We start from the raw sequence: 21,838 nt of genomic DNA on the forward strand, positions 1-21,838 counted from the left end.
ATTCGGGTATCGGCTCCTCAGTTTTCGTGGCACGCCGCCCCTATATTGGGGGACCCGCGCCGCAATTTCACGCGGCAACGACGGGGGCTCGGATGGACATGGATTTTTCCTTCCCGAAACATGTATTTTTTCGTTGACAGCCTAATTGAAAGTGATTATCATTACACATGGGGCGGGACTGAAAATCATTCTCACAACAACGACGACCACCACCTCCTCAACACATCATGAAGGGCGTGGAATGCCATGAAATGTTCTATCCGATCCATGCTGCTCGCGGTTGCGCTGCTTCTGCTCGTCCCGCAGCAGGTCGGCGCTTATTCCTACGGCGATCCGAATCAAGAGGTCATCGCCGAAGCGATGAAGGAGATGATCGCCAAGCTCCCGTCCGGAGCGCCGGATTGGACGGCGGTCGGCGATATTTATAAAGTGCACCGTCCCGAGATCGAATCGCACTTCGGCGCGTCCGTGGCGACGACGCTCGATGCGGACATCCAGGCCGAAGACAAGGAGCGGTTTCTCTCGAATTACAAAGCGCTGCTCGTCCTGAATCTGGCGCGGCGCTTCGAATACGCGAATAAAGACGTGAAAGACTATTCGGCCGCCAAGCTGCTGCTTGCGAAGGCCAAGGGCACTTACGACGTGCTCCAGCCGTACGTCGCGGACGACGCGACGGACGCGGCGGTGCGGACGGCGTTCGACGAGGCGCTGGCCGCGCTCGGCAACCCCGGGCTGTTCGGCGTCGGCGAACAGCCCGTCGATCCCGAGACGTTCAAGGCGAGGACGGACCTCATCTTAAGCAAGCTGAAGCCGCTCTTCAAGCTGCAAGCGGCCGCGGCGGAGCAGCCGACCGCCGCCGAACCGGCGAAGCCGACTCCGGCGGCGCCGGCCAAGTCCGAACCGGCCAAGACGACGGAGCCCGCCAAGACGGAGCCGTCGAAGACGACCGCCGATTCGCAGAAGCCGGCCGCGTCCGAGCCGAAGGCGGAGGTCGAGCCGGCGAAGCAAGAGGAGCCGGCCAAGACGGCGGGGCCGGAGGAAGCGCAGCCGGAGCAAGAGGCGACGCCGACCGAGGCGCAAGCCGAGACGGAGATCGCCCCGGCGGCGGTAGAGGAAGCGGCGCCCGAACAGGACGCAGCGGCGGCAACGGCGGAGACGACGACCGCAGCCGCGGAGCCCGCGCCGGAAGCGGCGGGCCACGCGCCGATGGAACGGCAGAGCCGCACGAACCCGATGGTCAGCGTCGCGGTGATCGGCGCGGTGGCGATCGCCGCCGCCGGCGGCATCGTCTACGCGAAGAAACGGAAGCTATTCTGAGCAATCATCCTATACATAAAGTCTAAAGGAGCTAATCATGATGAAGAAAAGCATCGCCCTGCTGTTATCCGCATCGCTCGTTTTCGGTTCCGTGCCCGCGGCGTTCGCGGCCCAGACGTCGTTCGAAGTGACGACGGACGTGAAGGCGCAAGTCGCGTTGAGCGACGCCTACAAGAGCATTCTCGCGTTGTTCCCGGCCGACGCCACGGCGCCGCCGGTCGATCTCGCCAAGGTCAAGGCGGAGTACGAAGCGAAGTTTCAAGCCGACGTGAAAGTCGTGAACGCGGAGATCGATACGCTCGTCACGCAGACGCTCGACCTCGCGATCAAGGGCGACCTGAGCGCAGGCCAAGCGAAGCAAGCGATCGACAAGGGGCTGCAATGGTATTTCTACGGCGTCATTACGAACCTGACCCGTTACGAGGCGCTGCCCGCGCTGGAGAAGGGCGACAAGGCGGCCGCGACGGCGGCGCTCGATAAAGCGATCGAGCTGTACGCAAGCGTACTGGAACCGACAGCCCAGAAACGCGACAACTACTATAAAGACTACGGCGTCATGACGGTCGACACGCTCGCGACCGCGGTGGAAGGACTGCAGCAAGCGGTGGATGAAGGCGACGTATTGACGTACAAGATTTACCGCCAGATGTTCGACAAGACGCTGATCAAGGTGTTCCACCTCGCGGCGATCAAGTACGCGAAGACGGCGCCGACGGCGGCGGAAGCGACCGCGGCGATCGAGATGACGGAAGGCTTCTTCTTCTTCGCGCCGATCTACAACTCGCTCAGCGGCGGAAGCAAGGCGGACGCGGACGCGGTTCGCGCGGCGTTCGGCAGCGGCGACCCGGCGCAGCTGAACGAGGCGGAGGTGAAGCATCGGTTCGCGGCGATGTTCAACGGCAAGATCGGCGGCTACGCGACTCGCGTGCTGACCGACGAGCTGCCGAACGGCAAGCATGAGGCGGCGATCGAGCACGCGATGGAAGGCAACATGTTCCTCGTCGCGGAAGAAGTGCTCATCAAGGAGCAGCTCGGGGAAGAAGCGTATGCCGAAGCGCTCGATCATGCGGAGCTGTACTTGGCGGCGGTGGAAGCGAACGACCGGGCGGCGGCGAACGAGCATGTCGTCGCCTACCTGAAAATCATAGCGCAGCTGGACGGCGTCGTCTTCGCGATCGGCTCGAACGAGCTGACGGTCGACGGCGAAGCGGTAACGGTGGACGCTGCTTCCTACGTCAACGCCGAGACGAACCGCACGCTCGTGCCGACGCGCTTCATCTCGGACGCGATCGGCGCGACGGTCGCCTTCGACGAAGCGACGCAGGTCGTCACGCTGACGAAGGGCGAGCAGACGATCGAGCTGAAGCTCGGTTCGGACGAAGTCGTCGTGAACGGCACGGTCGATCCGGCCAAGAAGCTCGACCAGACGGTCGCGACGAAGGACGGACGCAGCTTCATTCCGCTCCGCGCGGTCGCCGAGCTGTTCGGCAACAATGTGTTCTACGCGAACGGCGAAGTCGTCATTACGGAATAATTTTCAGGATTATATAGAGAGAGGGTGACGATCCATGGATTTTCAAGCGTTCCTCATCACGTTTCGCGAAGCGCTCGAAGCGCTGTTGATCATCGGCGTGATCGTCACCTACTTGACGCGCATCGGCGAGAGCAAATGGAACAAGTGGGTATGGCTCGGCGTCTTTCTGGCGCTCCTGTCGAGCTACGGGGTGGCGCTGGCGTTCCAGGTCGTGCTGACCGGCTTCGCGGCGATGGCGAGCCATATTTATCTCAAGATCGGCATTCTGCTCGTTTCGTCGGCGTTGCTGACGCATATGATCTTGTTCATGGCGAAGCAGGGGCGCGATATGCGCGGGGAAGTGCAATCGAAGGTCGCCGCCATCCTGACGACCGGCAGCGTGATCAACATGCTGGTGCACGCGTACCTGATTACGCTGCGAGAGGGCATCGAGACGGTGTTCTTCTTCGCGGCGATTTCGGGCGGCGACATCGAGCAGGCGATCCGAAGCTGGGGGGCGCTGCTCGGGCTCGTCGTCGCGATCGTCGTCGCGTGGACGTTCTTCCGGGGCGCCCGGAAGGTGCCGCTCGGCACGTTCTTTAAGATTACGGGCGCGTTCCTCGTGCTGATCGCCGCCGGGCTGCTCGTGCAGGGCGTCGGCATCATGCAGGACGTCGGCATGCTCGGCACGCTGTATAAGACGCCGGGCGGCCAGATCGGCGCGCTGTACGATCTTACCTGGCTCATGCCGGAGCATCCGCAGGATTACGAGCATTACTTGCGGGATTACGGCGTCGCTCCGTTGATCGACGGGCAGGTCGGCATCTTCTTCAAAGCGTTCCTCGGCTATACGCAAGACCCGTCCGTGGAAGAATTTCTCGCGTATTGGGGATACTACTTCTTGGTATTCGCGTTGATCGTCCGGCAGCGCAAGAAGGAAAGCGCGGCCGTCGAGACGCCGATAATTCAACCGTGAAGGTGAGCGCATGAAGGTCAAAGTCTGCTGCAAAAACTTGAAGCGCTGCGACGGAAAATCGGCGGTGAAGGCGCTGAAGGGCGAATTCCCCGACGTGAAGTGGAAGAAGAAAGATTGCCTCGGCCGCTGCGGCGCCTGCAAGAAGGGCGCGATCGCGGAGGTCGGCAAGGGCGAAGCGTTCCTCTGCAAGAAGGACCCCGACACGTTGTACGCCGAGCTGAAGAAGCTGTTGGTCTCGGCGAAAACCGGATAGTTTCGAAAAAAAACGCGGTCGCCGCTATGGCGATCGTGTTTTTTTGCCGTTTCTCAACAGGAACGCCGCCGGCGACCCGGAATGGGTCGGAGTAGGCGAGCCGAGCGTTCGGCGACCCGGAACGGGTCAGGAGGCGGCATACGACGTTCGCCGTTGACCCGGAATGGGTCGGAGTGGGCGAGCCGAGCGTTCGGCGACCCGAAACGGGTCAGGAGGCGGCGTACGATGTTCGCCGGTGACCCGGAATGAGTCGGAGTGGGCGAACCGAGCGTTCGGCGACCCGAAACGGGTCAGAAGAAGGCGAGCGACGTTCGCCGGTGACCCGGAATGGGTCCGAGGGGGCGAGCCGAGCGTTCGGCGACCCGAAACGGGTCAGGAGGCGGCGTACGATGTTCGCCGTTGACCCGGAATGGGTCGGAGTGGGCGAGCCGAGCGTTCGGTGACCCGAAACGGGTCAGGAGAAGGCGAGCGACGTTCGCCGGTGACCCGGAACGGGTCTGAGGGGGCGAGCCGAGCGTTCGGCGACCCGAAGCGGGTCAGGAGAAGGCGAGCGACGTTCGCCGTTGACCCGGAATGGGTCGGAGTGGGCGAGCCGAGCGTTCGGCGACCCGAAACGGGTCAGGAGAAGGTGAGCGACGTTCGCCGGTGACCCGGAACGGGTCTGAGGGGGCGAGCCGAGCGTTCGGCGACCCGAAACGGGTCAGGAGGCGGCATACGATGTTCGCCGGTGACCCGGAACGGGTCTGAGGGGGCGAGCCGAGCGTTCGGCGACCCGAAACGGGTCAGGAGGCGGCATACGATGTTCGCCGGTGACCCGGAACGGGTCTGAGGGGGCGAGCCGAGCGTTCGGCGACCCGAAACGGGTCAGGAGGCGGCATACGATGTTCGCCGGTGACCCGGAACGGGTCTGAGGGGGTGAGCCGAGCGCTCGGCGACCCGAAGCGGGTCAGGAGGCGGCGAGTGACGTTCGCCGGTGACCCGGCGGAACGGGTCTGAGGGGTGAGCCGAGCGTTCGGCGACCCGAAGCGGGTCAGGGAGGAACGAAGTTATATACTCACGCAACTTCGCATCGTTTGCCGATTTGCAAACGTTCTAAACTTTTGTTTGACCAATAACCGCAAACTCGGTACAATAACGTTTGTCGTAAGGCAAACATTATTGCGAGGTGTTTATATGTTTTCGAATCGTTACGTGAATACGATCCTTCTGTCGAGGGTGCTGCTGCAGCTTGGGATTTGGATCCGCAACTTCGCGATCTTGCTCTACGTCATGGACGTCACGAACAACGACCCTACCTACGTCTCGCTCATCTCGGTGGCGGAGTTCGGGCCGATCTTCTTGTTCGCGCTCGTCGGCGGCACGTTCGCCGATCGCTGGCGGCCGAAGCGTACGATGGTGTGGTGCGACCTGCTGTCCGCTTCGTCGGTCGTGCTCGTCTTGGCCGCGCTCGCGTCCGGCGTGTGGCAGGCCATTCTGCTCGGCACGTTCGTCTCGGCGAGCTTGTCGCAATTTTCCCAGCCTTCCGCCATGAAAATCTTCAAAACCCAGGTGCCGCCGGAACGGCTGCCCGGAGTGATGGCGCTGTTCCAGTCGATGGTGGGCATCTTCACCGTCGCCGGCCCGGCGCTCGGTACGGTCGTCTACCAGCGATACGGTATCGAGACGGCGCTCGCGATGACGACGGTCCTATTTCTAGGCTCCGGTCTCATTCTGACGCGCCTTCCGCGCGACGCGGCATCGCCCGGCCGCCCGTCGTCCGCCGGCAGCATCCGGCAGGAGCTCGCGGCGGGCCTCAAGTACGTGCGCAGCCGCCGGGAGCTGACGGCGCTCGTCGCGGTGTTCGCGGTATCGGGCTTGGCCGCGGGGCTTACGCAACCGCTTATGGCCTTCGTTCCGATCGACAATCTGGGGTTAGACAAGACGTTCTTGCAGTGGCTGCTCATGGCGAACGGCATCGCCATGCTCCTCGGCGGCGCGGTCCTGATGAGCGTCGCGAAGAAATTTCCTCCGCAGCTGCTGCTGACGTTCGGCCTCACGCTCGGCGCGCTGTGCACGGCCGGTACGGGCTTCTCCGTCTCCGTCGCTTTGACGGTCGCCTTGCAGGCGTTCGCCGGGTTCGGCGCTCCGTTCATCCACGCCAGCGTGCAGACGCTCCTGATGCGGTACGCGGAGGCGGGTTTCGTCGGCCGGGTCAGCGGCGTCGTGTCGCCGGTGTTTTCCGGCACGATGGTGATCGGCATGGGGATCGCGGGACCGCTCAAGACCGCGACGACGCTGCCGACGGCGTTCGCCGCGGGCGGCGCGTTGTTCTTGGTCGGCGCGGCGCTGCTGCTGCCGCTCCTGCGCGCAGGCCGTCGCCCCGGCGCCGCCGCGCAGGCGTAACCTGGCCGTTTTGCTAGGGGGCGGCGGTCTGTTACAATGGTAGCGAGTCTGTCATGCGAAAGGAACGAAACCTTTTCCCCAATGAAAACGGTCTTAGCTACCCTGAATGCGAAATACATTCATATGTCCCTCGCGCTGCGCTACCTGAAAGCCTATAGCGAGAAGGAGTTCGACATCGAGCTCGCGGAATATACGATCAAGGATCCGGCCATGAACGTGGTGACCGATTTGTTTCGGCGCGCCCCCGACGTGGTCGGGTTTTCGTGTTATATCTGGAATATCGAAGAGACGATCGGCATTGTTCGCATGCTGAAGAAGATCCGCCCCGACGTGCGCGTCGTGCTCGGCGGACCCGAGGTGTCGTACGACACGCAGTATTGGATGGAGCGCTTGCCGGAGGTCGACTTCATCGTCATGGGCGAGGGCGAGGAGACGCTGCACCATTTGCTGACGGAGCTGCGGGACGGTTCCAACAAGTTCCACTTCGTGTTCGGCATCGCGTATCGCGGACGGGACGGGGCGGTCGTCTTGAATCCGGGCCGGCCGAAGGCGGCGCTCGACGATTTGCCGTCGCCGCATTATTTCGCGGATGACGTACCGCAGCTGCCGACGCGCGTCGTGTACTTCGAAACGTCGCGCGGCTGCCCGTTCTCTTGCCAGTTCTGCTTATCCTCGATCGAGGTCGGCGTGCGGTATTTCGACATCGAGCGGACGAAGCGGGACTTGCTGCATCTGATTCGGTCGGGGGCGCGTCTCATTAAGTTCGTCGACCGGACGTTCAACATCAAGCGCGACTATGCTTTGGAAATTTTTCAATTCTTGATCGACAACCACGGCGGGTCGTGCGTGTTCCAGTTCGAAATTACGGCGGACATTATGCGGCCGGAGGTGATCGCGTTCCTGAGCGAGCATGCGCCCCCGGGCGTGTTCCGGTTCGAGATCGGCGTGCAGTCGACGAACGAGGAGACGAACGAAATCATTCAGCGCCGGCAAAACTTCGCCAAGCTGTCGCGCACGGTGACGATGATCAAGGAGAGCGGCAAGATCGACCAGCACTTGGATTTGATCGCGGGGCTGCCGGAGGAAAATTACGAGTCGTTCCGCAAGACGTTCAACGACGTGTTCGCGCTGGGGCCGGAGGAGCTGCAACTCGGTTTCTTGAAAATGCTCCGCGGCACCGGCGTCCGCGCCCGCGCCGCCGATTACGGCTACGTCTATATGGATCATGCGCCGTACGAAATTCTCGGGAACGACGTGCTGCCGTTCTCGGACATCGTGCGCATCAAGCAGGCCGAGGACGTGCTCGAGAAGTATTGGAACGCGCACCGCGCGGACGCGTCGGTGCGGTACTTGATCGACGAGGCGTTCCCGTCGGCGTGGGACTTCTTCCAAGGCTTCGGCGCATATTGGGAGTCTCGGGGCTGGGAGCGCATCGGGCATCAGCTCGAAGATCTGTTCTCGCGGCTGCGCGAGTTCGTCGCGATGGAGGCGGCCGCCGCGCTGCCCGCGGCGGAGGGGCTCATGAAGCTGGATTACTTCCGCCAGCATAAATACCGCCCGCGCAAGCTATGGTGGGACATGTCGTTGTCGCCGGAGGAGCACGCGTTCTGGATGCGCCGGCTCGTCGAGCGGCCGCTGGACGCCGGCGAGCCGTTCGCCGCGCTGCGATTGTCGGAGCGCGAGCTCCATAAGCAGGTCATGATCGACCGGGTGCCGTTCGATCTGGCCGCGTATCTCGCGGACGGCGTCGTCCGGGTCGGGCCGGGGACCGATTCGCTGCTCGTCGCCCGCTTCTCCGCCGACGCCGAGCGCCGCGCGGACATCTACGCGATGCCTCTCTCGTCCGCCGCCGTTATCTAACGGCGGCTTTTCTTGCGGAGACGGTGCCGGAAGAGAAGGAGGTCGGAAGGAGCTGCAGTTCGCCGAGTCCGCATCCGTCAAGGTAACTTACGCGCAAAGAAATCGCCGCATCCTCCTAGGTCATGGAGGGTGCGGCGATTTCCGTCTTTCGGATGAAACTCTGGGCTTTATCCCGGCACTTGGCCGACCAATAGCATCTCGCGTTCCCAATGACGGTGCTGCGCTATGGCATCCGCGAATGCGGTGCCGAAGGCGGCAAGATCCGTTGCGTTGCGGACGGAGATCGTTCCCATCTCGTTGAACAGCTGCCCTTGGGCGTCGATTCCGGCCAGCGTCGTACCGACGATCTGGGAGGCCGCCAGCAGGTCGACGCCTTCGTTGGACGCGCCGACGGTCTTGGCATGCTTGAAAGCTTCGTTCACGAAGTGGAGCGCGTCGCCATTGCCTTGCAGGGCGTCGACGCTCTGCCGACCGCCCGGAATGTAGACGGCATCATAATAGACGGAGGCGGTATTCAAGAAATGCTTGTTCGCTTCGATCTGAGGACCTTCCGCGCTCGTATACATCCCCAATCGCTTGGCGACGATGTCCGCTTTCACGCCCGCGCCGTTCAACGCATTGAGCATCTGCGTCACTTCGTTATGGCTGAACCCATGATCGAGAACGATCGCCGCCTTGCGGGTCCGCGCCGTCTTCACGGTGTTCATCTGGCTTAACGCGGGAGAAGATGCCGCGGTCTGCGCCTGCTCCGGGGACGCGGCGGGCGGCGTCGCCCCGACCCCTTCGGCGATTTTCACCGCCAGACCGTTGTCTACCCGGTTGAACATGTCGACGACGCGTTGCCGGATTTCCTTGCTCATCACGCTGCCCACCTCGAAATGGAACGCCTTGACGATATGTTCCTGCTCGATCGCCGACATGCTGTTCCAGAACAGTCTGGCTTGGCTGAAGTGGTCGTTGAAGCTTTCGCTGCGCGCTCGAATTTTTTTGCCTTCCACCTTTTCCGCATAGTGCTTGTACCCGTCCGGCGCCGGGAACGGCGAGTTCCCTTGAATCGAGTTCGGCGAATAACTGGTAACGCCCCGGTCGATCGTCATGCGATGATATCCGTCGCGTTGATTGTTGTGCACGGGCGCCACCGGCCGGTTGATCGGGATCTCGTGGAAGTTCGGGCCGCCTAGTCGGATTAATTGCGTATCCGTATAAGAAAATAACCGTCCCTGAAGCAGCGGATCGTTCGTGAAGTCGATGCCGGGTACGACGTTCCCAGGGTGGAAAGCCACTTGCTCGGTTTCGGCGAAGAAGTTCTCCACATTGCGATTCAAGGTCATCTTGCCGACCTTCACTACAGGAATCGTCTCTTCGGGCCAAATCTTGGTCGGATCCAAAATATCGAAGTCGAACTTGAATTCGTCGGCCTCGTCCAACAATTGCATGCCGAGCTCGAATTCGGGGAAATCCCCCATGTTGATGGCGTCGTACAGGTCCCGGCGATGCACGTCCGGATCCTTCCCGGCCAGCTTCTGGGCCTCGTCCCATACGAGGGAATGTACGCCGAGCATAGGCTTCCAATGAAATTTCACGAAGGTGGCTTTCCCTTGCGCATTTACGAGTCGGAACGTGTGGACCCCGAAGCCCTCCATCATCCGGAAGCTTCTCGGGATGCCCCGGTCCGAGAGGAGCCACATAATCATATGAGCGGTTTCGGTGTTGCTCGCGACGAAATCCCAAAACGTATCGTGCGCCGCGGAGGCCTGCGGGATTTCATTATGCGGCTCCGGCTTGATGGAATGCACCATATCCGGGAATTTGATGGCGTCTTGAATGAAGAACACAGGCATATTGTTGGCGACGAGGTCGTAGTTGCCTTCTTCGGTGTAAAACTTGGTGGAGAACCCGCGAACGTCCCGCACCGTATCGGCCGAACCGCGAGAGCCGACGACCGTCGAAAACCTGACGAAGACGGGAGTTTGCGCCGATGGATCTTGCAGGAACTTAGCCGAGGTATATTCCGTCAGGGGCTTGTATACCTGGAAGACGCCGTGCGCGCCGAAGCCGCGGGCGTGGACGACGCGCTCGGGAATTCGCTCATGGTCGAAGTGCGTCATTTTCTCGCGGAAGTGGAAATCCTCCATCAAGGTAGGCCCGCGTCCGCCGGCCTTTAAAGAATCATTCGTATCGGTCACCTTGACCCCTTGATTCGTCGTCAGCGGTTGGTTCGTATGATCAACCGTATACTCCTTCAACTGATCCTGCTTTGCCGTTTCGCTAGGCGGGCGATTCTGTTCCAACGTGAAACCTCCTGACATTTACTTGCTTACCCCTTTTATACCCCGCGCGAGCCAAGAGTAAACTTTCGTATATTACGGTGTCGCGGAGAAGTTGTGGCAAGGCAAAATAAAAGCCCTCCCGGTTCCCGGGAGGGCGATGTTGCTTATAAGGCTTAAGGCACGTAGCTGCGGAGCACGGTCAGGCCGCCGGTCAGCTTGTAATCGCCGAGGTTGGCCGGGAGGAGGAAGCAGTCGCCCGGACGCAGCGGCGCTTCGCCGCCGGCCCAGCGGATGGCGCCGTCGCCTTCGCAGACGATGAGAATCTGGAAGCTGTCCGCGGACGTGGACAGCGCCCACTCGCCGGAGGCGCGGCCCTTCTCCACCGTGAAGTAAGGGGAAGCGGCGAGCGGCAGCCACGCGTTGTCCGCTGGGAGCTCGGTCTTGCCGTACGACGCGCCGGCGCCGTCGTACGCGATAACGTTCAGCGAGTCCTCGATATGGAGCTCGCGCGGCTTGCCGTCCAATCCCGGACGGTTGTAATCGTACAGGCGGTAGGTCGTGTCGGAGTTTTGCTGAATCTCCGCCACGAGCACGCCCGCTCCGAGCGCATGCACCGTGCCTGCAGGGATGTAGAACGTATCGCCCGGCTTCGCCTCGACTTCATGCAAGCAGTCGAGGATCCGCCCCTGGTCGATCGCCGCAGCCAACGTCTCCCGGTCGACGCCTTCGCGCAGACCGTAGATGATCTTCGCGCCCGGCTTCGCGTCGAGCACATACCACATCTCCGTCTTGCCCAGCTCGCCGGCGCCCAGACGCTCGTAGTCGTCGTTCGGGTGCACCTGGACGGATAGATCGTCGCTGCAATCAAGCAGCTTGATCAATAGCGGGAAGCGGCCCGTCTTCGCGCTAATGCCGCGCGCCCCGAGCCATTCCGCCCCGAACCGCTCGCGCAGCTCGTCGAGCCGGACGCCTGCGAGGGCCCCGTCCGCCACGGCAGTCGTCCCGTTCGGATGCTCGCCGATCATCCAGCCTTCGCCGATATTGCCGGCCGGCAAGTCGAAGCCGAACCGCTCCAGCTCCCGCGCGCCCCAGACGCGCTCCTTAAATTCCGGTACAAACTTCAATGGATATGGCGTTACCACGAAATCATCTCCCCAATGAGTGCAATCGCATTAGTTTCGCTTCTCCGCGGCCACCACGTACGGCGGCGCGCTTCGCTGATTCAGAAAACGATACGTCATCGCTTGATACCGCGCCTGCTCCAAAGCCGCCGCCCACGCCTCGACGGCGGCGGCTTCCTCGGCGCCGCCCGGGTGGCCCGGATACACGACGGCGCACAGGACGCCGCCGGGCCGAAGCGCCGCGAGCCCCGCGTCCAACGCCTGCAGCGTGGACGCAGGCGTCGTCACGACGCTGCGATCGCCGCCGGGCAGGTAGCCGAGGTTGAACAGGACGGCGGCGACTCGGCCGTGCTCCTCGGCGGGCAGCGCCTCGGCCAACTCCGCGTGGTCGCGCAGCAGCAGCGAGCATCGCGAGGCCGGCACACCGGCCGCCGCCAACCGCTCGCGGGTGTTCGCCAGCGCGGCCTCCTGCACGTCGAACGCATACACGCGGCCGCCTTCTCCTACGAGGCCTGCAAGAAACAGCGTGTCGCGCCCGTTGCCCATCGTCGCGTCGACCGCGACGTCGCCGGGCCGCACCCGCTCCCGCGCCAAGGCGTGAGCGAACGACAGGATCGAAAGAAAGCCCATCCCGCGCTTACCTCCCGATCTCCGCAGCCGCGGGCCGCCACAGCTTGCCCTGCCACGTATCGCGGCGGATCAGCTCGGCGTCGATCGCGTTCAGCACTTCCCACTTGCGCAGGCTCCACATCGGCCCGATGAGCAGGTCGCGCGGCGCGTCGCCGGTCACCCGGTGCACGATCATCTCCGGGGGCAGCCGCTCGAGCGTATCGACGACGAGGCCGACGTATTCGTCCCGCTCGAGGAACCGCAGCAGCCCGGCCTCGTACTGCTTCACCATCGGCGTCTTGCGCATGAGGTGGAGCAGGTGGATCTTGATCCCCTGCACGTCCATCCGCGACACCGCTTCGCCCGTCTCGAGCATCATCTCGTGCGTCTCCTGCGGCAAGCCGTAAATAATGTGCGCGCACACGCGAATGCCCCGCGCCCGCAATTTCTCTACGGCGCGAAGATACGTCTCCGTGTCGTGCGCCCGGTTAATCAAGACGGACGTCGACTCGTGCACCGTCTGCAGCCCCATCTCGAGCCACAAATACGTTCGCTCGTTCAACTCCGCCAGGTAATCGACGACGTCGTCCGGCAAGCAGTCCGGGCGCGTCGCGATCGACAGCCCCACCACCCCCGGCAGCGCCAAGATCGCCTCGTAATACTCGCGCAGTTCGCTCACCGGCGCGTACGTATTCGTATACGCCTGGAAGTAGCCGATATACTTCGCGTTCGGCCACTTCGCGTGCTGGCGGTCGCGCACCTTCTCGAACTGCACGACGAGGTCGTCGCGCCGGCTGCCGGCGAAGTCGCCGGACCCGCGCGCGCTGCAGAACGTACAGCCGCCCGTCGCGATGGAGCCGTCCCGGTTCGGGCACGTGAAGCCGGCGTCGAGCATCACCTTGAACACCTTCTCGCCGAACTGCTCCCGCATCTCGGTATTCCATGTATGAAACCGCTTGTCCCCCCATAGGAGCGGGGCCGTGGCGACGTCCGTCATTCGAGTCATTCGAACCATCTCGATTCCTAAAAAAATTTTTCGTCTTTCATTGTACCGTAATTAGGCGAAGGAAGGAAACGGAGCGAGTTTCGCCGACTCAACGCCCCTTGGCGCGCGATTTCCGGCGGCGGATCGACCGAAATCCGTACGTTGGGAGAGGGAACGACGATGAAGGTACGGAGTCGGGACAAGCCTGTTTTCGCGAATAGACAGCGCTTTCAACTTGACATATCTCACATGTTATGTTATATTACAAGTGTGTCGCAGCAAGGAAAATCCTTGTATCACTGCCGTGTTGTTTGGGGTTTGTGCGGGAAGGGCACACTGAAATTACCTTCCGAAAATTTGCATAGACGAGGTGATCGACATGGCGCACGAAGTAGCGGTTCCTCATGGCGAGGAGAAAATCGTGGTCGAGTTGACGGTGAAGGAAGCGATCGCCCTCACGGGCATCAAGTTCAACGAGCAGCCGGAGCTTCTCCCGAGCGCTCGCAAGAAGCTGAAAGAAACCGTCGAGAACAAAATGCTGAAGCAATAGTCGAACTAGCGAATGCACGCATATCGAAGAGCTTTCCTGCGGAGCGGGAGGGCTCTTTTTCGTGGGAACGACCTGCGGAACAATGGCGCTTTACAAGCCCGCCCCGAATTGGGCACAATAGGGGAAGCGAATTGCCGATAGGCATGAAAGATAAAGGGGAACGACACCGAATGACGCGTTTACGTAGAAGAACCGGAACGAAAGAGCTGCTGCAGACGTTGGAGGAGCGCGTCGTCCTGCAGCCGAAGCAATACAAGGGCCGCTGGCGCGAGGTGTTCGGCAACGACCGCCCGATTCACGTGGAGCTCGGCATGGGCAAGGGCCGGTTCATCAGCTTGATGAGCCTGCAGCATCCCGAATGGAATTTCATCGGGATCGATATGTACGACGAGCTGATCCGCAAGGGCAGCGAGAAAGCCGAGGAGACGCGCGAGGCGTGGGCGGCGGAGCATGGCGGCGCGGAGGCGCCGAACAACCTCAGGCTGGCGCTCGGCAATATCGAAGGGATCGAGGAGATGTTCGCGCCGAACGAGATCGAGCGTATCTATCTCAACTTCAGCGACCCGTGGCCGAAGACGCGCCATGCGAATCGCCGCCTGACGCACGCGAATTTCTTGACGAAGTACATCGACATCTTGAACGAGGACGGCGAGATCCATTTCAAGACCGATTCCCGGTCCTTGTTCGAATTCTCGCTCAATTCGTTCGCCGAGATGGAGCTGATGATGCGCAACATTTCGCTCGACCTGCACGCGCAAGGTCCGGCGCCGAACAACGTCATGACGGAATACGAGACGAAGTTCTCGGGTCAGGGCGTGAACATTCACCGCGTCGAAGTGATCGTGGGGGAGCGGGCCGTCGCGAGGCGCAGGGAGTTAACGGCCGCGAAGAAGGCATAGGACGCAGCAGAAGCTCTGCTACGTCCTACAGGCAGCCGGTTATGAAATGAACTTGTCGATGTCGAGAATGCCGACCATGCCCTGTTCGGCCACGCCGATCCCGGATAATCGGGAGTTCGCCCCCTCCGCGGAAGCCGGAAGGGGACGAAGCTCCCGATACCGGGTGACCTTGATCACCTCGTCTACGATGACGCCGAGCAACGACTTGCCTTCGTCTTGGAAGACGATAATGCGGGAGCGTTTCTGTTCGGAGTCGCAACGCGTGCCTAGCGTCTCGCCGAGATCGAGAACGGGCAGTACGTCGCCTCTCAAATTAATAATGCCCTTGAATTGCGAGTCGGCGCCAGGCACATAAGTGATTCTGGGGATTCGAATAATTTCCTTGATTTTAAAGATCGTTATCGCGTACTTCTCCGCGCCGATTCGGATTTCCACGAATTGCTCCGCTTGCGTTTGCATACCCGAAGCCCCCCTCTACACCTTGAACGAGGAGACCGATTCCGACAACGATTCCGATAGCTTGGACAGCGATTGGGAAGCGTTAGCCACTTCTTGGGAAGCGGCCGCCGCTTCCTCGCTCGCGGCCGCGATCGTCTCGATGGCGTTTAAAATATTGCCGGATTGGGCGGTTTGCTCCTCGGCGGCGGCTGCGATCTCCAATACTCTAGCGGAAGTGTTCTCGACCATTCCGACGATAGAGCCGAACGCTTGGCCGCTCTGCTCGGTATACGCAGCCGTCTGCTCCGTAGCCTTGACGCTCTGCTTCATATTGTTTTGCATGCTGCGGATGATGCCGGCGATTTCCTTCGTCGCGTCGCTGCTCCGCTCCGCGAGCTTTCGAACCTCGTCGGCGACGACCGCGAAGCCGCGTCCATGGTCGCCCGCCCGGGCCGCCTCGATGGCCGCGTTCAGCGCCAGCAAGTTCGTCTGATCCGCGATCTCGTCGATGACCTCCACGATTTCCCCGATCTTGTCCGAGTCGCTTTCCAGAATGTTGATCTGCCGGCAAAGCTCGTTCATCCCGTCAGAGGTTTTCTGGATGATTATCCCGCCCTCCCGGGCGATTTCGGACGTCTTCCCTGCGATTTCCGCCGCGTGTTCCGTATTGGACGCGATCGTCTCCATGCTGGCGTTGAGCTCTTTAAACAACTCGTTAATTTGAAGCGCGGCCGCGGACTGTTCTTGGTTGCCGCTGGCGATTTCCTCGGTCGAAGCGGAGATTTCCTGAGACGCTCCCGACACTTCGCGGGACGAATCTATGATATTGCGGATGATGGCTTGATAACTGGAGAGCATAGAGTTGAACGATTTCGCCAGCTGCCCGATTTCGTCCTTGCCGGTGTCCGGCAGGCGCCGCGTCAAGTCTCCCTCGTTGTTCGCCAGCTCGCCCATCGTCCGAGCGATCGTCTTCAACGGACGGAGCCTCGCGAATAGCAACCAGATGGAGCCGGCCATCGCGAAGGATACGACGACGATCAAACCGATCATGACGTACAGCATGAAGTAGAAGCGGTTTTGCGCCGTTTCGGTTTCCTGCTCCGCTCGCGTATTCATTACGTTTTGGAATTCGTCGATCGGCTCCATAATCATTTTCTTATCGGCATCGTACTGTTCGCTGAACATAAGCTTGCGGGCCTCGTCGAAGTTGCCGGCCTCCGCAGCCGCGATCGCGGCATCCTCCGTCCGGACGAGCGAGTCGGATCGGCGCTTGGCCTCTTCGATCAGCTCCAATTCTTCGATGGGGGAGCCGAGCTCCTTCAATCGCTCGACGACCCGATCCCGGGTTTTCGTCTCGTTGACCTCTCGCCAGTAGTTATCGTAATGCTTCCGTTCCCCGAACTGTACGAAATTTCTTGCTTCGTTGGTCAAGTAATCGGATGCGTCCGCCAAGTCGATCCCGAGCTGCTTGAATTCCCCCTGGCGGCTCACGGCATCCCGTACATTCGAATAGTCGGATTGAAGCTGCCATACGGAATACGAAAGAGCTCCCCCCAACAGTAAAAACACAATCCCCATAGACTTGAGCAGCGTAGAAATCTTCATCGCGGCATGTCACCCTTTCAGCAGGTTTTCTAGTGATGTTATGGGTTGTACATATGTAGTCTATGAGGATAAAGCCCTATGCGTAAACGCTTTAATAACCGTTTCAAATCCTATTGACGCTGCCAAGATTTATATGGTAAACGGGGTCCGAGGGTTAAAAAGGCAGGACACGAAAAGGGCCCCCCGGCAAGCAGTTCGTCTGCTTGCGCGGGAAGCCCCGACGGGTAATCCTATGGTTTCAATAACTTCAATTCACCATCTGCAAGATCGCCTTCGAGCAATCCTCCGGATTCGTTTGTTTCAGCATCTGCGTCACCGCGCGCCGCCGCTGCAGCACTTCGTCGTATTGCATGACGAGCCGGTTGAACCAGTAATCGATCGTCTCGACCGACTTCAGCTGCTCGCCGAAGCCGTTGCTCGTGAAATACTGCGCGTTCTCCTCTTCCTGCCCCGGAATCGCCTCGTGGAACAGCATCGGCAGCCCCTTCGCGAGCGCCTCCGTGCACGTCATGCCGCCGGGCTTCGTAATGAGCAAATCGGAAATTTCCATCAGCTTGTCGACGTCGCGCGTAAAGCCGAGCAGCTTGATGTTTTCGTGCTTGAACGCTGGATCCTCCGACATCTCGTCGAGCGCCTTGCGGTTGTTGCCGAGCACGAAGATGAATTGGATCCGGTCGCGCCAAGCGACCATGTATTGGAGCAGCTCCTCTTGATTCACGAGCCCCCATCCGCCGCCCATGACGAGCACGGTCGGCATCGGCTTGAGGCCGAATTCGGCGCGGATCTCGTCCTTATCCTGATGCTCCCAGAAGTTCGGATGCACCGGGATGCCGGTGACGCGGATGATGCGGCTCGGGATGCCCCGGGCGATCAGCTTGTTCTTGACCTCCGGCGTCGAGACGAGGTACCGGTTCGTCTCCGCCGAAACCCATGTGCCGTGGGCGTCGTAGTCGGTGATGACGGTGCACAGCGGCACGTCCAAGCCGGCGGAACGCTTCAGCCTCGATACGACGATGTTGGGAAAAGGGTGCGTGCACACGATCGCGTTCGGCTTCAGCGTACGGATGATGTGCGCGGTCTGCGCGTAAAAGATGCGATGCAGCGCGAGCTGGGACAGCCGGCCGATCTTCTTCTTATACTGAGACCGGTACACCATGCCGTACAGCTTCGGCTGGGAATTGATCGTCTTCTTGTATGCGTTAAATATCATCGGGAAAATCGTCGGATGCAGAAACGACCCGAGCTCGAGCACCCGCGTCTGCACGTTGGGAGACATTCGTTTGATGCTGACGGCCAGCGCATGGGCCGCCTGCGTGTGCCCGGCTCCGAATCCCTCCGAAAGGATCAATACCCTCTTCTTTCGTTGCAAGGAAGTTCACCTGACCTTAATGGGCGCCTCTCAACACTTGTGGTAACGTATCGGAAATACCTGGTACAACTGTATATGATTTAACCATATGATGCAAAGAATAACGACATTACCCGAGAAAAGCAACCGTACAGGAAGCCGTGATACAGCCGATGACGCAGCCGGCGGCGACGTCGGAAGGATAGTGCAGGCCGAGATACATGCGGGACATGCCGACGATCATCGCGAACGGGATCAGAATGAAGCCGATCCAATTGAAGGCGATGACGAAGGGGGCGATGACGGAGAAGATCGCCGTCGTATGTCCGGACGGAAACGAATGATCCTTCAGCGGGTTCTTGCAGGCGATCGCGTCCGGCAGGGCGAGATACGGACGGAGTCGCGGGTACAGCTTCTTCACGATGGCGACCGGAATATGACTGAGCGCCAAGGCGATGAACGCTTGCAGGCCGACCGTCGAAACGGGCTTCGGAGCCAGCCACCAGATGCCGAGCGTCGCGAGAATCGTCGCGCGCGCGCCCCCGAGATGCGTGATTCGGCTGAGCAGCATCCCTAGCAGCGCGTGATTGAATCTTCGATTGACGAGGAAGAACATGCGCTGGTCGTGAGCCTTCAGCCAAGTGACGATACGGGTCATTGTATGCGGATCCTCCTCTATTGTCTGTTCTTATTGTACTAGAAATGTCGGTATAATGGCTACAGCCATTATTGTAAAATGCTATTGTTAACGCGGTATCAGGGGAATGTGAAATGTTGCCCGGGACCGAATTTAACGCAGGGATGACGTTCCGCTAATAGATGCCGAATATACTATAGAAGCAATTATCGGCGGCCGGCGGCCGCAAGGGAGGCCAGAGCCATGAGAGTCGCATTGTTTACCGATACGTACGTGCCGGAAGTGAACGGGGTTGCGAAGACGCTCGGAAGATGGGCGGCGTACCTCGAGTCGCAAGGCGTCGCCTGCAAGGTGTTCGCCCCGACGGCGGAGGAGCGATTCGCCGCGGACAGATCGTCGGCGGAACGATTGTTCAGCGTCCCGTTCCTGCTGTACCCGGAATGCAAGTTCGCGCTGCCGAATCCGATCCAGATGAAGAAGGCGCTGCGCGATTTCGATCCGACGATCGTGCATGTCGCGACCCCGTTCAACATAGGCTTCTACGGCAGCCATTACGCCAAGAAACGCGGCATTCCGCTGGTCGGCTCCTACCATACTCACTTCGATCAATACTTGTCCTATTACAAGCTCCAATGGATGGAACCCGTTCTTATGAAATATATGTCGTGGTTTTACGCGGATTGCCTGAAAGTTTATGTGCCTTCGCGATCGGCCAAGGATCATCTGACGCCATACGGCTTCCCGGAGATGGAAATCTGGGGCCGAGGCATCGCCGCGGACCAGTTCGGTCCCGGCGTCGACCGCGACGCGGCGCTCCGCTCGTTCGGAATCGACCCGTCGTCTTTCGTCGCGCTGTATGTAGGCCGTCTCGCCGCCGAGAAGAGCGTAGACATTCTGTTCGAAGCGTATCGGTCGCTGCCGGAGGACGAACGCGCGGGGATCGAACTCGTCGTCGCGGGCGACGGCCCGCTCTACCGCGAGCTGGCCGAGTCGATCGTCCCCGGCGAGAGGATCAAGCTGCTCGGCTTCGTCGAAGGGCGCCGCCTCGCCGAGCTGTACGCCGCATCGGACGTGTTCCTGTTTCCGTCGGCGACGGAGACGTTCGGCAACGTCGTGCTGGAGGCGATGGCGTCCGGGACGCCCGTCGTCGGAGCGCGGGCCGGCGGCGTCGCCGACAACGTGCGGCACGGCGATACGGGCTGGCTTTGCCCGCCGCGGGACGCCGCCGCCTTCGCGGCCGCGCTGTCGACGCTGCGTCGAGACGCGGCGCTCCGAGAACGGCTGGGTGCGAAGGGGCTCGCTTACGCGAGGGAACAGTCGTGGGATCTCATTTTCCAAGGCTTGTTAATCTCATACCGCGGCGTGGTTCGTTCGTCCCGAGAAGCGCTTCTTGTATAGACGACTTGGGAAAAAGAAAGGTTTCGGCAGGCCTTTTGTAACATTTCTGTAACAATCGGTAATCTTTTTGTCATAAAAATCGCGAAAAACGGTAAAATAACAACATAGCGTGAAATAATGAATGAACCGTCGGTGCCGAAGCGCGCGACAATCCCGTTTTCCGAGGGAGAATCGCCGGATTTCGCCGCTGACGGTTTTTGACTTCCTAGCCGTTCTGTCGCAAAATCAGGAAGCGATTTGCCATTTTCCAGAATCGGGTTCGGTTCGGACGAAACCTTCAGGCGGCTATCGTCGTCTGGTAACAAGTACCGTATAAGAGAGAAAAAGGGGGCAACATGATGAACGCAATCGTTCTCGTCGTGCAAATCGGATTGTTCGCAGTGGGGCTTTATCAGTTGGTCTTGTCGTTCTGGGGATTGAAAATCAAGAAGGAACGCAAGGCGCACGCGCCGCAGAAGACGTTCGCGGTGCTCGTGGCCGCGCACAACGAGGAGCAAGTCGTCGGGGCGCTGATCGAAAACTTGAAGACGCTCGATTACCCGCGCGAGATGTACGACATCTTCGTCATCTGCGACAATTGCACGGACGGCACGGCGGACGTGGTCCGCGCGCACGGCGCGATCGCCATGGAGCGTCGCAACAACGCGCTGCGCGGCAAAGGCTTCGCGATCGAATGGATGCTGAAGGAGCTGTGGGGCATGGAGCGGCAGTACGACGCCGTCGTCATGTTCGACGCGGACAATCTCGTCAGCCCGCAATACTTGCGCGAGATGAACAACGACCTGTGCAACGGCTCGCGCGTCGTACAGGCTTACCTGGATACGAAAAATCCGGCCGATTCTTGGATCACCGCCGCCTACGGCGTGACGTATTGGTTCTGCAACCGGCTGTGGCAGATGCCGCGCCGCGCGCTCGGCATGGCGAACTTCCTCGGCGGCACCGGCATGTGCTTCGAGTCGAAGCTGCTGAAGGAGATGGGCTGGGGCGCGACGTCGCTCGTCGAGGATCTCGAGTTCACGATGCGCTGCGTGCAGCGCGGCGTCTACCCGACGTTCAATTACGACGCGAAGGTGTACGACGAGAAGCCGCTGACGTTCCAAGCGTCGGCCCGCCAGCGTCTGCGTTGGATGCAAGGGCACTTCGACGTCGCCCGCCGCTACTTCTTCCCGCTGCTGTGGCAAGGCATCAAGGAGCGGAAGTGGACGAAGATCGACACGGCGCTTTACTCCGTCAGCGTGTACAACGTGCTCTTGTCGCTCATCTTCACCGTCGTCCTGTGGGTCGATCAAATCATGCCGGGCAAGCCGACGTTCATCTCGGTGTACGATTTCGTTCCGATCTGGCTCGGCACGGTGGGCTTGATCGTCGTCTACATGCAGTTCCCGTTGGCGCTGGCGCTCGAGAAGGTCAAGTCTTGGAAAATGTACCTCTCGCTCCTCCTGTTCCCGTTGTTCCTGCTGTCGTGGTATCCGATCACGTTCCACGCGTTCTTCACGCAGAACAACAAGAGCTGGAGCCATACGAAGCATACGCGCGTCCTGCGGCTCGACGACGTTCAGAAATTTTAGTTTGACCGAGGCGGGCGTCTTGTGATATATTAAGAACTCGAGTGAGCAAAAGAAGAAGCGCCCGCTTCTCACCTGACCGATTTCCGATCGGCTGGTTCGCCGCTAACGA

At 60.6% G+C, this 21,838-nt stretch carries 18 protein-coding genes; 10 read left to right on the forward strand and 8 right to left on the reverse strand.

Annotated features, from left to right (window positions below):
* Positions 1–246: 246 nt before the first annotated feature.
* The 6 genes from FE782_RS14810 to FE782_RS14835 all read left to right on the forward strand — a co-directional run bounded on the left by FE782_RS14810 (position 247) and on the right by FE782_RS14835 (position 8,301).
* Positions 247–1,317, forward strand: coding sequence for a hypothetical protein (locus FE782_RS14810; RefSeq protein ID WP_138194992.1), 1,071 nt, complete (start codon positions 247–249; stop codon positions 1,315–1,317).
* Between the two features lie 37 nt (positions 1,318–1,354).
* Positions 1,355–2,851: a copper amine oxidase N-terminal domain-containing protein gene (locus FE782_RS14815; protein WP_138194993.1), complete on the forward strand. Its 1,497-nt coding sequence runs from the start codon at positions 1,355–1,357 to the stop codon at positions 2,849–2,851.
* A 34-nt stretch (positions 2,852–2,885) separates the two neighbouring features.
* Positions 2,886–3,806 (forward strand): FTR1 family iron permease, encoded by a 921-nt coding sequence (locus FE782_RS14820; RefSeq protein ID WP_138194994.1) that lies wholly within the window; start codon positions 2,886–2,888, stop codon positions 3,804–3,806.
* Positions 3,807–3,816: 10 nt separating this feature from the next.
* Complete coding sequence (locus FE782_RS14825) at positions 3,817–4,059, forward strand: YuzB family protein (RefSeq protein WP_138194995.1); 243 nt, start codon at positions 3,817–3,819, stop codon at positions 4,057–4,059.
* 1,173 nt (positions 4,060–5,232) lie between these two features.
* Positions 5,233–6,441: an MFS transporter gene (locus FE782_RS14830; RefSeq protein WP_138194996.1), complete on the forward strand. Its 1,209-nt coding sequence runs from the start codon at positions 5,233–5,235 to the stop codon at positions 6,439–6,441.
* 81 nt (positions 6,442–6,522) lie between these two features.
* Entirely contained in the window at positions 6,523–8,301 is a 1,779-nt protein-coding gene (locus FE782_RS14835) for a B12-binding domain-containing radical SAM protein (protein ID WP_138194997.1), read from the forward strand.
* A 167-nt stretch (positions 8,302–8,468) separates the two neighbouring features.
* On the opposite strand, the gene FE782_RS14840 is transcribed toward FE782_RS14835, so the two are convergent.
* The 4 genes from FE782_RS14840 to mnmL all read right to left on the reverse strand — a co-directional run bounded on the left by FE782_RS14840 (position 8,469) and on the right by mnmL (position 13,298).
* Positions 8,469–10,610 carry a catalase gene (locus FE782_RS14840; RefSeq protein ID WP_138194998.1) on the reverse strand — a complete coding sequence of 714 codons (2,142 nt, stop codon included), beginning with the start codon at positions 10,608–10,610 and terminating at the stop codon, positions 8,469–8,471.
* Positions 10,611–10,744: 134 nt separating this feature from the next.
* Positions 10,745–11,713, reverse strand: coding sequence for a type I phosphomannose isomerase catalytic subunit (locus FE782_RS14845; protein WP_138194999.1), 969 nt, complete (start codon positions 11,711–11,713; stop codon positions 10,745–10,747).
* Between the two features lie 30 nt (positions 11,714–11,743).
* On the reverse strand, positions 11,744–12,322 hold the full coding sequence (gene mnmM / locus FE782_RS14850; RefSeq protein WP_138195000.1) for a tRNA 5-(aminomethyl)-2-thiouridylate-methyltransferase MnmM: 579 nt from the start codon (positions 12,320–12,322) through the stop codon (positions 11,744–11,746).
* Positions 12,323–12,329: 7 nt separating this feature from the next.
* A complete protein-coding gene (gene mnmL, locus FE782_RS14855) occupies positions 12,330–13,298 on the reverse strand; it encodes a tRNA modification radical SAM protein MnmL/YtqA (RefSeq protein WP_138195144.1) in 969 nt (322 codons plus the stop codon).
* 367 nt (positions 13,299–13,665) lie between these two features.
* Between mnmL and FE782_RS32610 the strand changes: the two genes are divergently transcribed.
* Positions 13,666–13,836 carry a hypothetical protein gene (locus tag FE782_RS32610; protein ID WP_202914541.1) on the forward strand — a complete coding sequence of 57 codons (171 nt, stop codon included), beginning with the start codon at positions 13,666–13,668 and terminating at the stop codon, positions 13,834–13,836.
* Positions 13,837–14,006: 170 nt separating this feature from the next.
* The gene (gene trmB / locus FE782_RS14860) at positions 14,007–14,735 is read left to right on the forward strand and encodes a tRNA (guanosine(46)-N7)-methyltransferase TrmB (protein ID WP_138195001.1); all 729 of its coding nucleotides are present in this window, start codon (positions 14,007–14,009) and stop codon (positions 14,733–14,735) included.
* A 39-nt stretch (positions 14,736–14,774) separates the two neighbouring features.
* On the opposite strand, the gene FE782_RS14865 is transcribed toward trmB, so the two are convergent.
* The 4 genes from FE782_RS14865 to FE782_RS14880 form a co-directional block, all read right to left on the reverse strand.
* A complete protein-coding gene (locus FE782_RS14865; protein ID WP_138195002.1) occupies positions 14,775–15,194 on the reverse strand; it encodes a chemotaxis protein CheW in 420 nt (139 codons plus the stop codon).
* 15 nt (positions 15,195–15,209) lie between these two features.
* A complete protein-coding gene (locus FE782_RS32305) occupies positions 15,210–16,778 on the reverse strand; it encodes a methyl-accepting chemotaxis protein (RefSeq protein WP_158299403.1) in 1,569 nt (522 codons plus the stop codon).
* 247 nt (positions 16,779–17,025) lie between these two features.
* Entirely contained in the window at positions 17,026–18,147 is a 1,122-nt protein-coding gene (locus FE782_RS14875; protein ID WP_138195003.1) for an MGDG synthase family glycosyltransferase, read from the reverse strand.
* Positions 18,148–18,256: 109 nt separating this feature from the next.
* Positions 18,257–18,784 (reverse strand): phosphatase PAP2 family protein, encoded by a 528-nt coding sequence (locus FE782_RS14880; protein ID WP_138195004.1) that lies wholly within the window; start codon positions 18,782–18,784, stop codon positions 18,257–18,259.
* A gap of 222 nt (positions 18,785–19,006) precedes the next feature.
* Here FE782_RS14880 and FE782_RS14885 point away from each other — a divergent pair, with 222 nt between their 5' ends.
* Positions 19,007–20,161, forward strand: a complete 1,155-nt coding sequence (locus FE782_RS14885) for a glycosyltransferase family 4 protein (RefSeq protein ID WP_138195005.1) — start codon at positions 19,007–19,009, stop codon at positions 20,159–20,161.
* Positions 20,162–20,496: 335 nt separating this feature from the next.
* Positions 20,497–21,729, forward strand: coding sequence for a glycosyltransferase family 2 protein (locus FE782_RS14890; RefSeq protein ID WP_138195006.1), 1,233 nt, complete (start codon positions 20,497–20,499; stop codon positions 21,727–21,729).
* Positions 21,730–21,838 lie beyond the last annotated feature (109 nt).

The organism is Paenibacillus antri, from assembly GCF_005765165.1.
Lineage (GTDB): Bacteria > Bacillota > Bacilli > Paenibacillales > YIM-B00363 > Paenibacillus_AE > Paenibacillus_AE antri.

Bases quoted from the DNA above. Each gene is read 5' to 3' on its own strand.
- FE782_RS14810 (WP_138194992.1), top strand. From the start codon at position 247: ATGAAATGTTCTATCCGATCCATGCTGCTCGCGGTTGCGCTGCTTCTG.
- FE782_RS14815 (WP_138194993.1), top strand. From the start codon at position 1,355: ATGATGAAGAAAAGCATCGCCCTGCTGTTATCCGCATCGCTCGTTTTC.
- FE782_RS14820 (WP_138194994.1), top strand. From the start codon at position 2,886: ATGGATTTTCAAGCGTTCCTCATCACGTTTCGCGAAGCGCTCGAAGCG.
- FE782_RS14825 (WP_138194995.1), top strand. From the start codon at position 3,817: ATGAAGGTCAAAGTCTGCTGCAAAAACTTGAAGCGCTGCGACGGAAAA.
- FE782_RS14830 (WP_138194996.1), top strand. From the start codon at position 5,233: ATGTTTTCGAATCGTTACGTGAATACGATCCTTCTGTCGAGGGTGCTG.
- FE782_RS14835 (WP_138194997.1), top strand. From the start codon at position 6,523: ATGAAAACGGTCTTAGCTACCCTGAATGCGAAATACATTCATATGTCC.
- FE782_RS14840 (WP_138194998.1), bottom strand. From the start codon at position 10,610: ATGTCAGGAGGTTTCACGTTGGAACAGAATCGCCCGCCTAGCGAAACG.
- mnmM (WP_138195000.1), bottom strand. From the start codon at position 12,322: ATGGGCTTTCTTTCGATCCTGTCGTTCGCTCACGCCTTGGCGCGGGAG.
- mnmL (WP_138195144.1), bottom strand. From the start codon at position 13,298: ATGACGGACGTCGCCACGGCCCCGCTCCTATGGGGGGACAAGCGGTTT.
- FE782_RS32610 (WP_202914541.1), top strand. From the start codon at position 13,666: ATGGCGCACGAAGTAGCGGTTCCTCATGGCGAGGAGAAAATCGTGGTC.
- trmB (WP_138195001.1), top strand. From the start codon at position 14,007: ATGACGCGTTTACGTAGAAGAACCGGAACGAAAGAGCTGCTGCAGACG.
- FE782_RS14865 (WP_138195002.1), bottom strand. From the start codon at position 15,194: ATGCAAACGCAAGCGGAGCAATTCGTGGAAATCCGAATCGGCGCGGAG.
- FE782_RS32305 (WP_158299403.1), bottom strand. From the start codon at position 16,778: ATGAAGATTTCTACGCTGCTCAAGTCTATGGGGATTGTGTTTTTACTG.
- FE782_RS14880 (WP_138195004.1), bottom strand. From the start codon at position 18,784: ATGACCCGTATCGTCACTTGGCTGAAGGCTCACGACCAGCGCATGTTC.
- FE782_RS14885 (WP_138195005.1), top strand. From the start codon at position 19,007: ATGAGAGTCGCATTGTTTACCGATACGTACGTGCCGGAAGTGAACGGG.
- FE782_RS14890 (WP_138195006.1), top strand. From the start codon at position 20,497: ATGATGAACGCAATCGTTCTCGTCGTGCAAATCGGATTGTTCGCAGTG.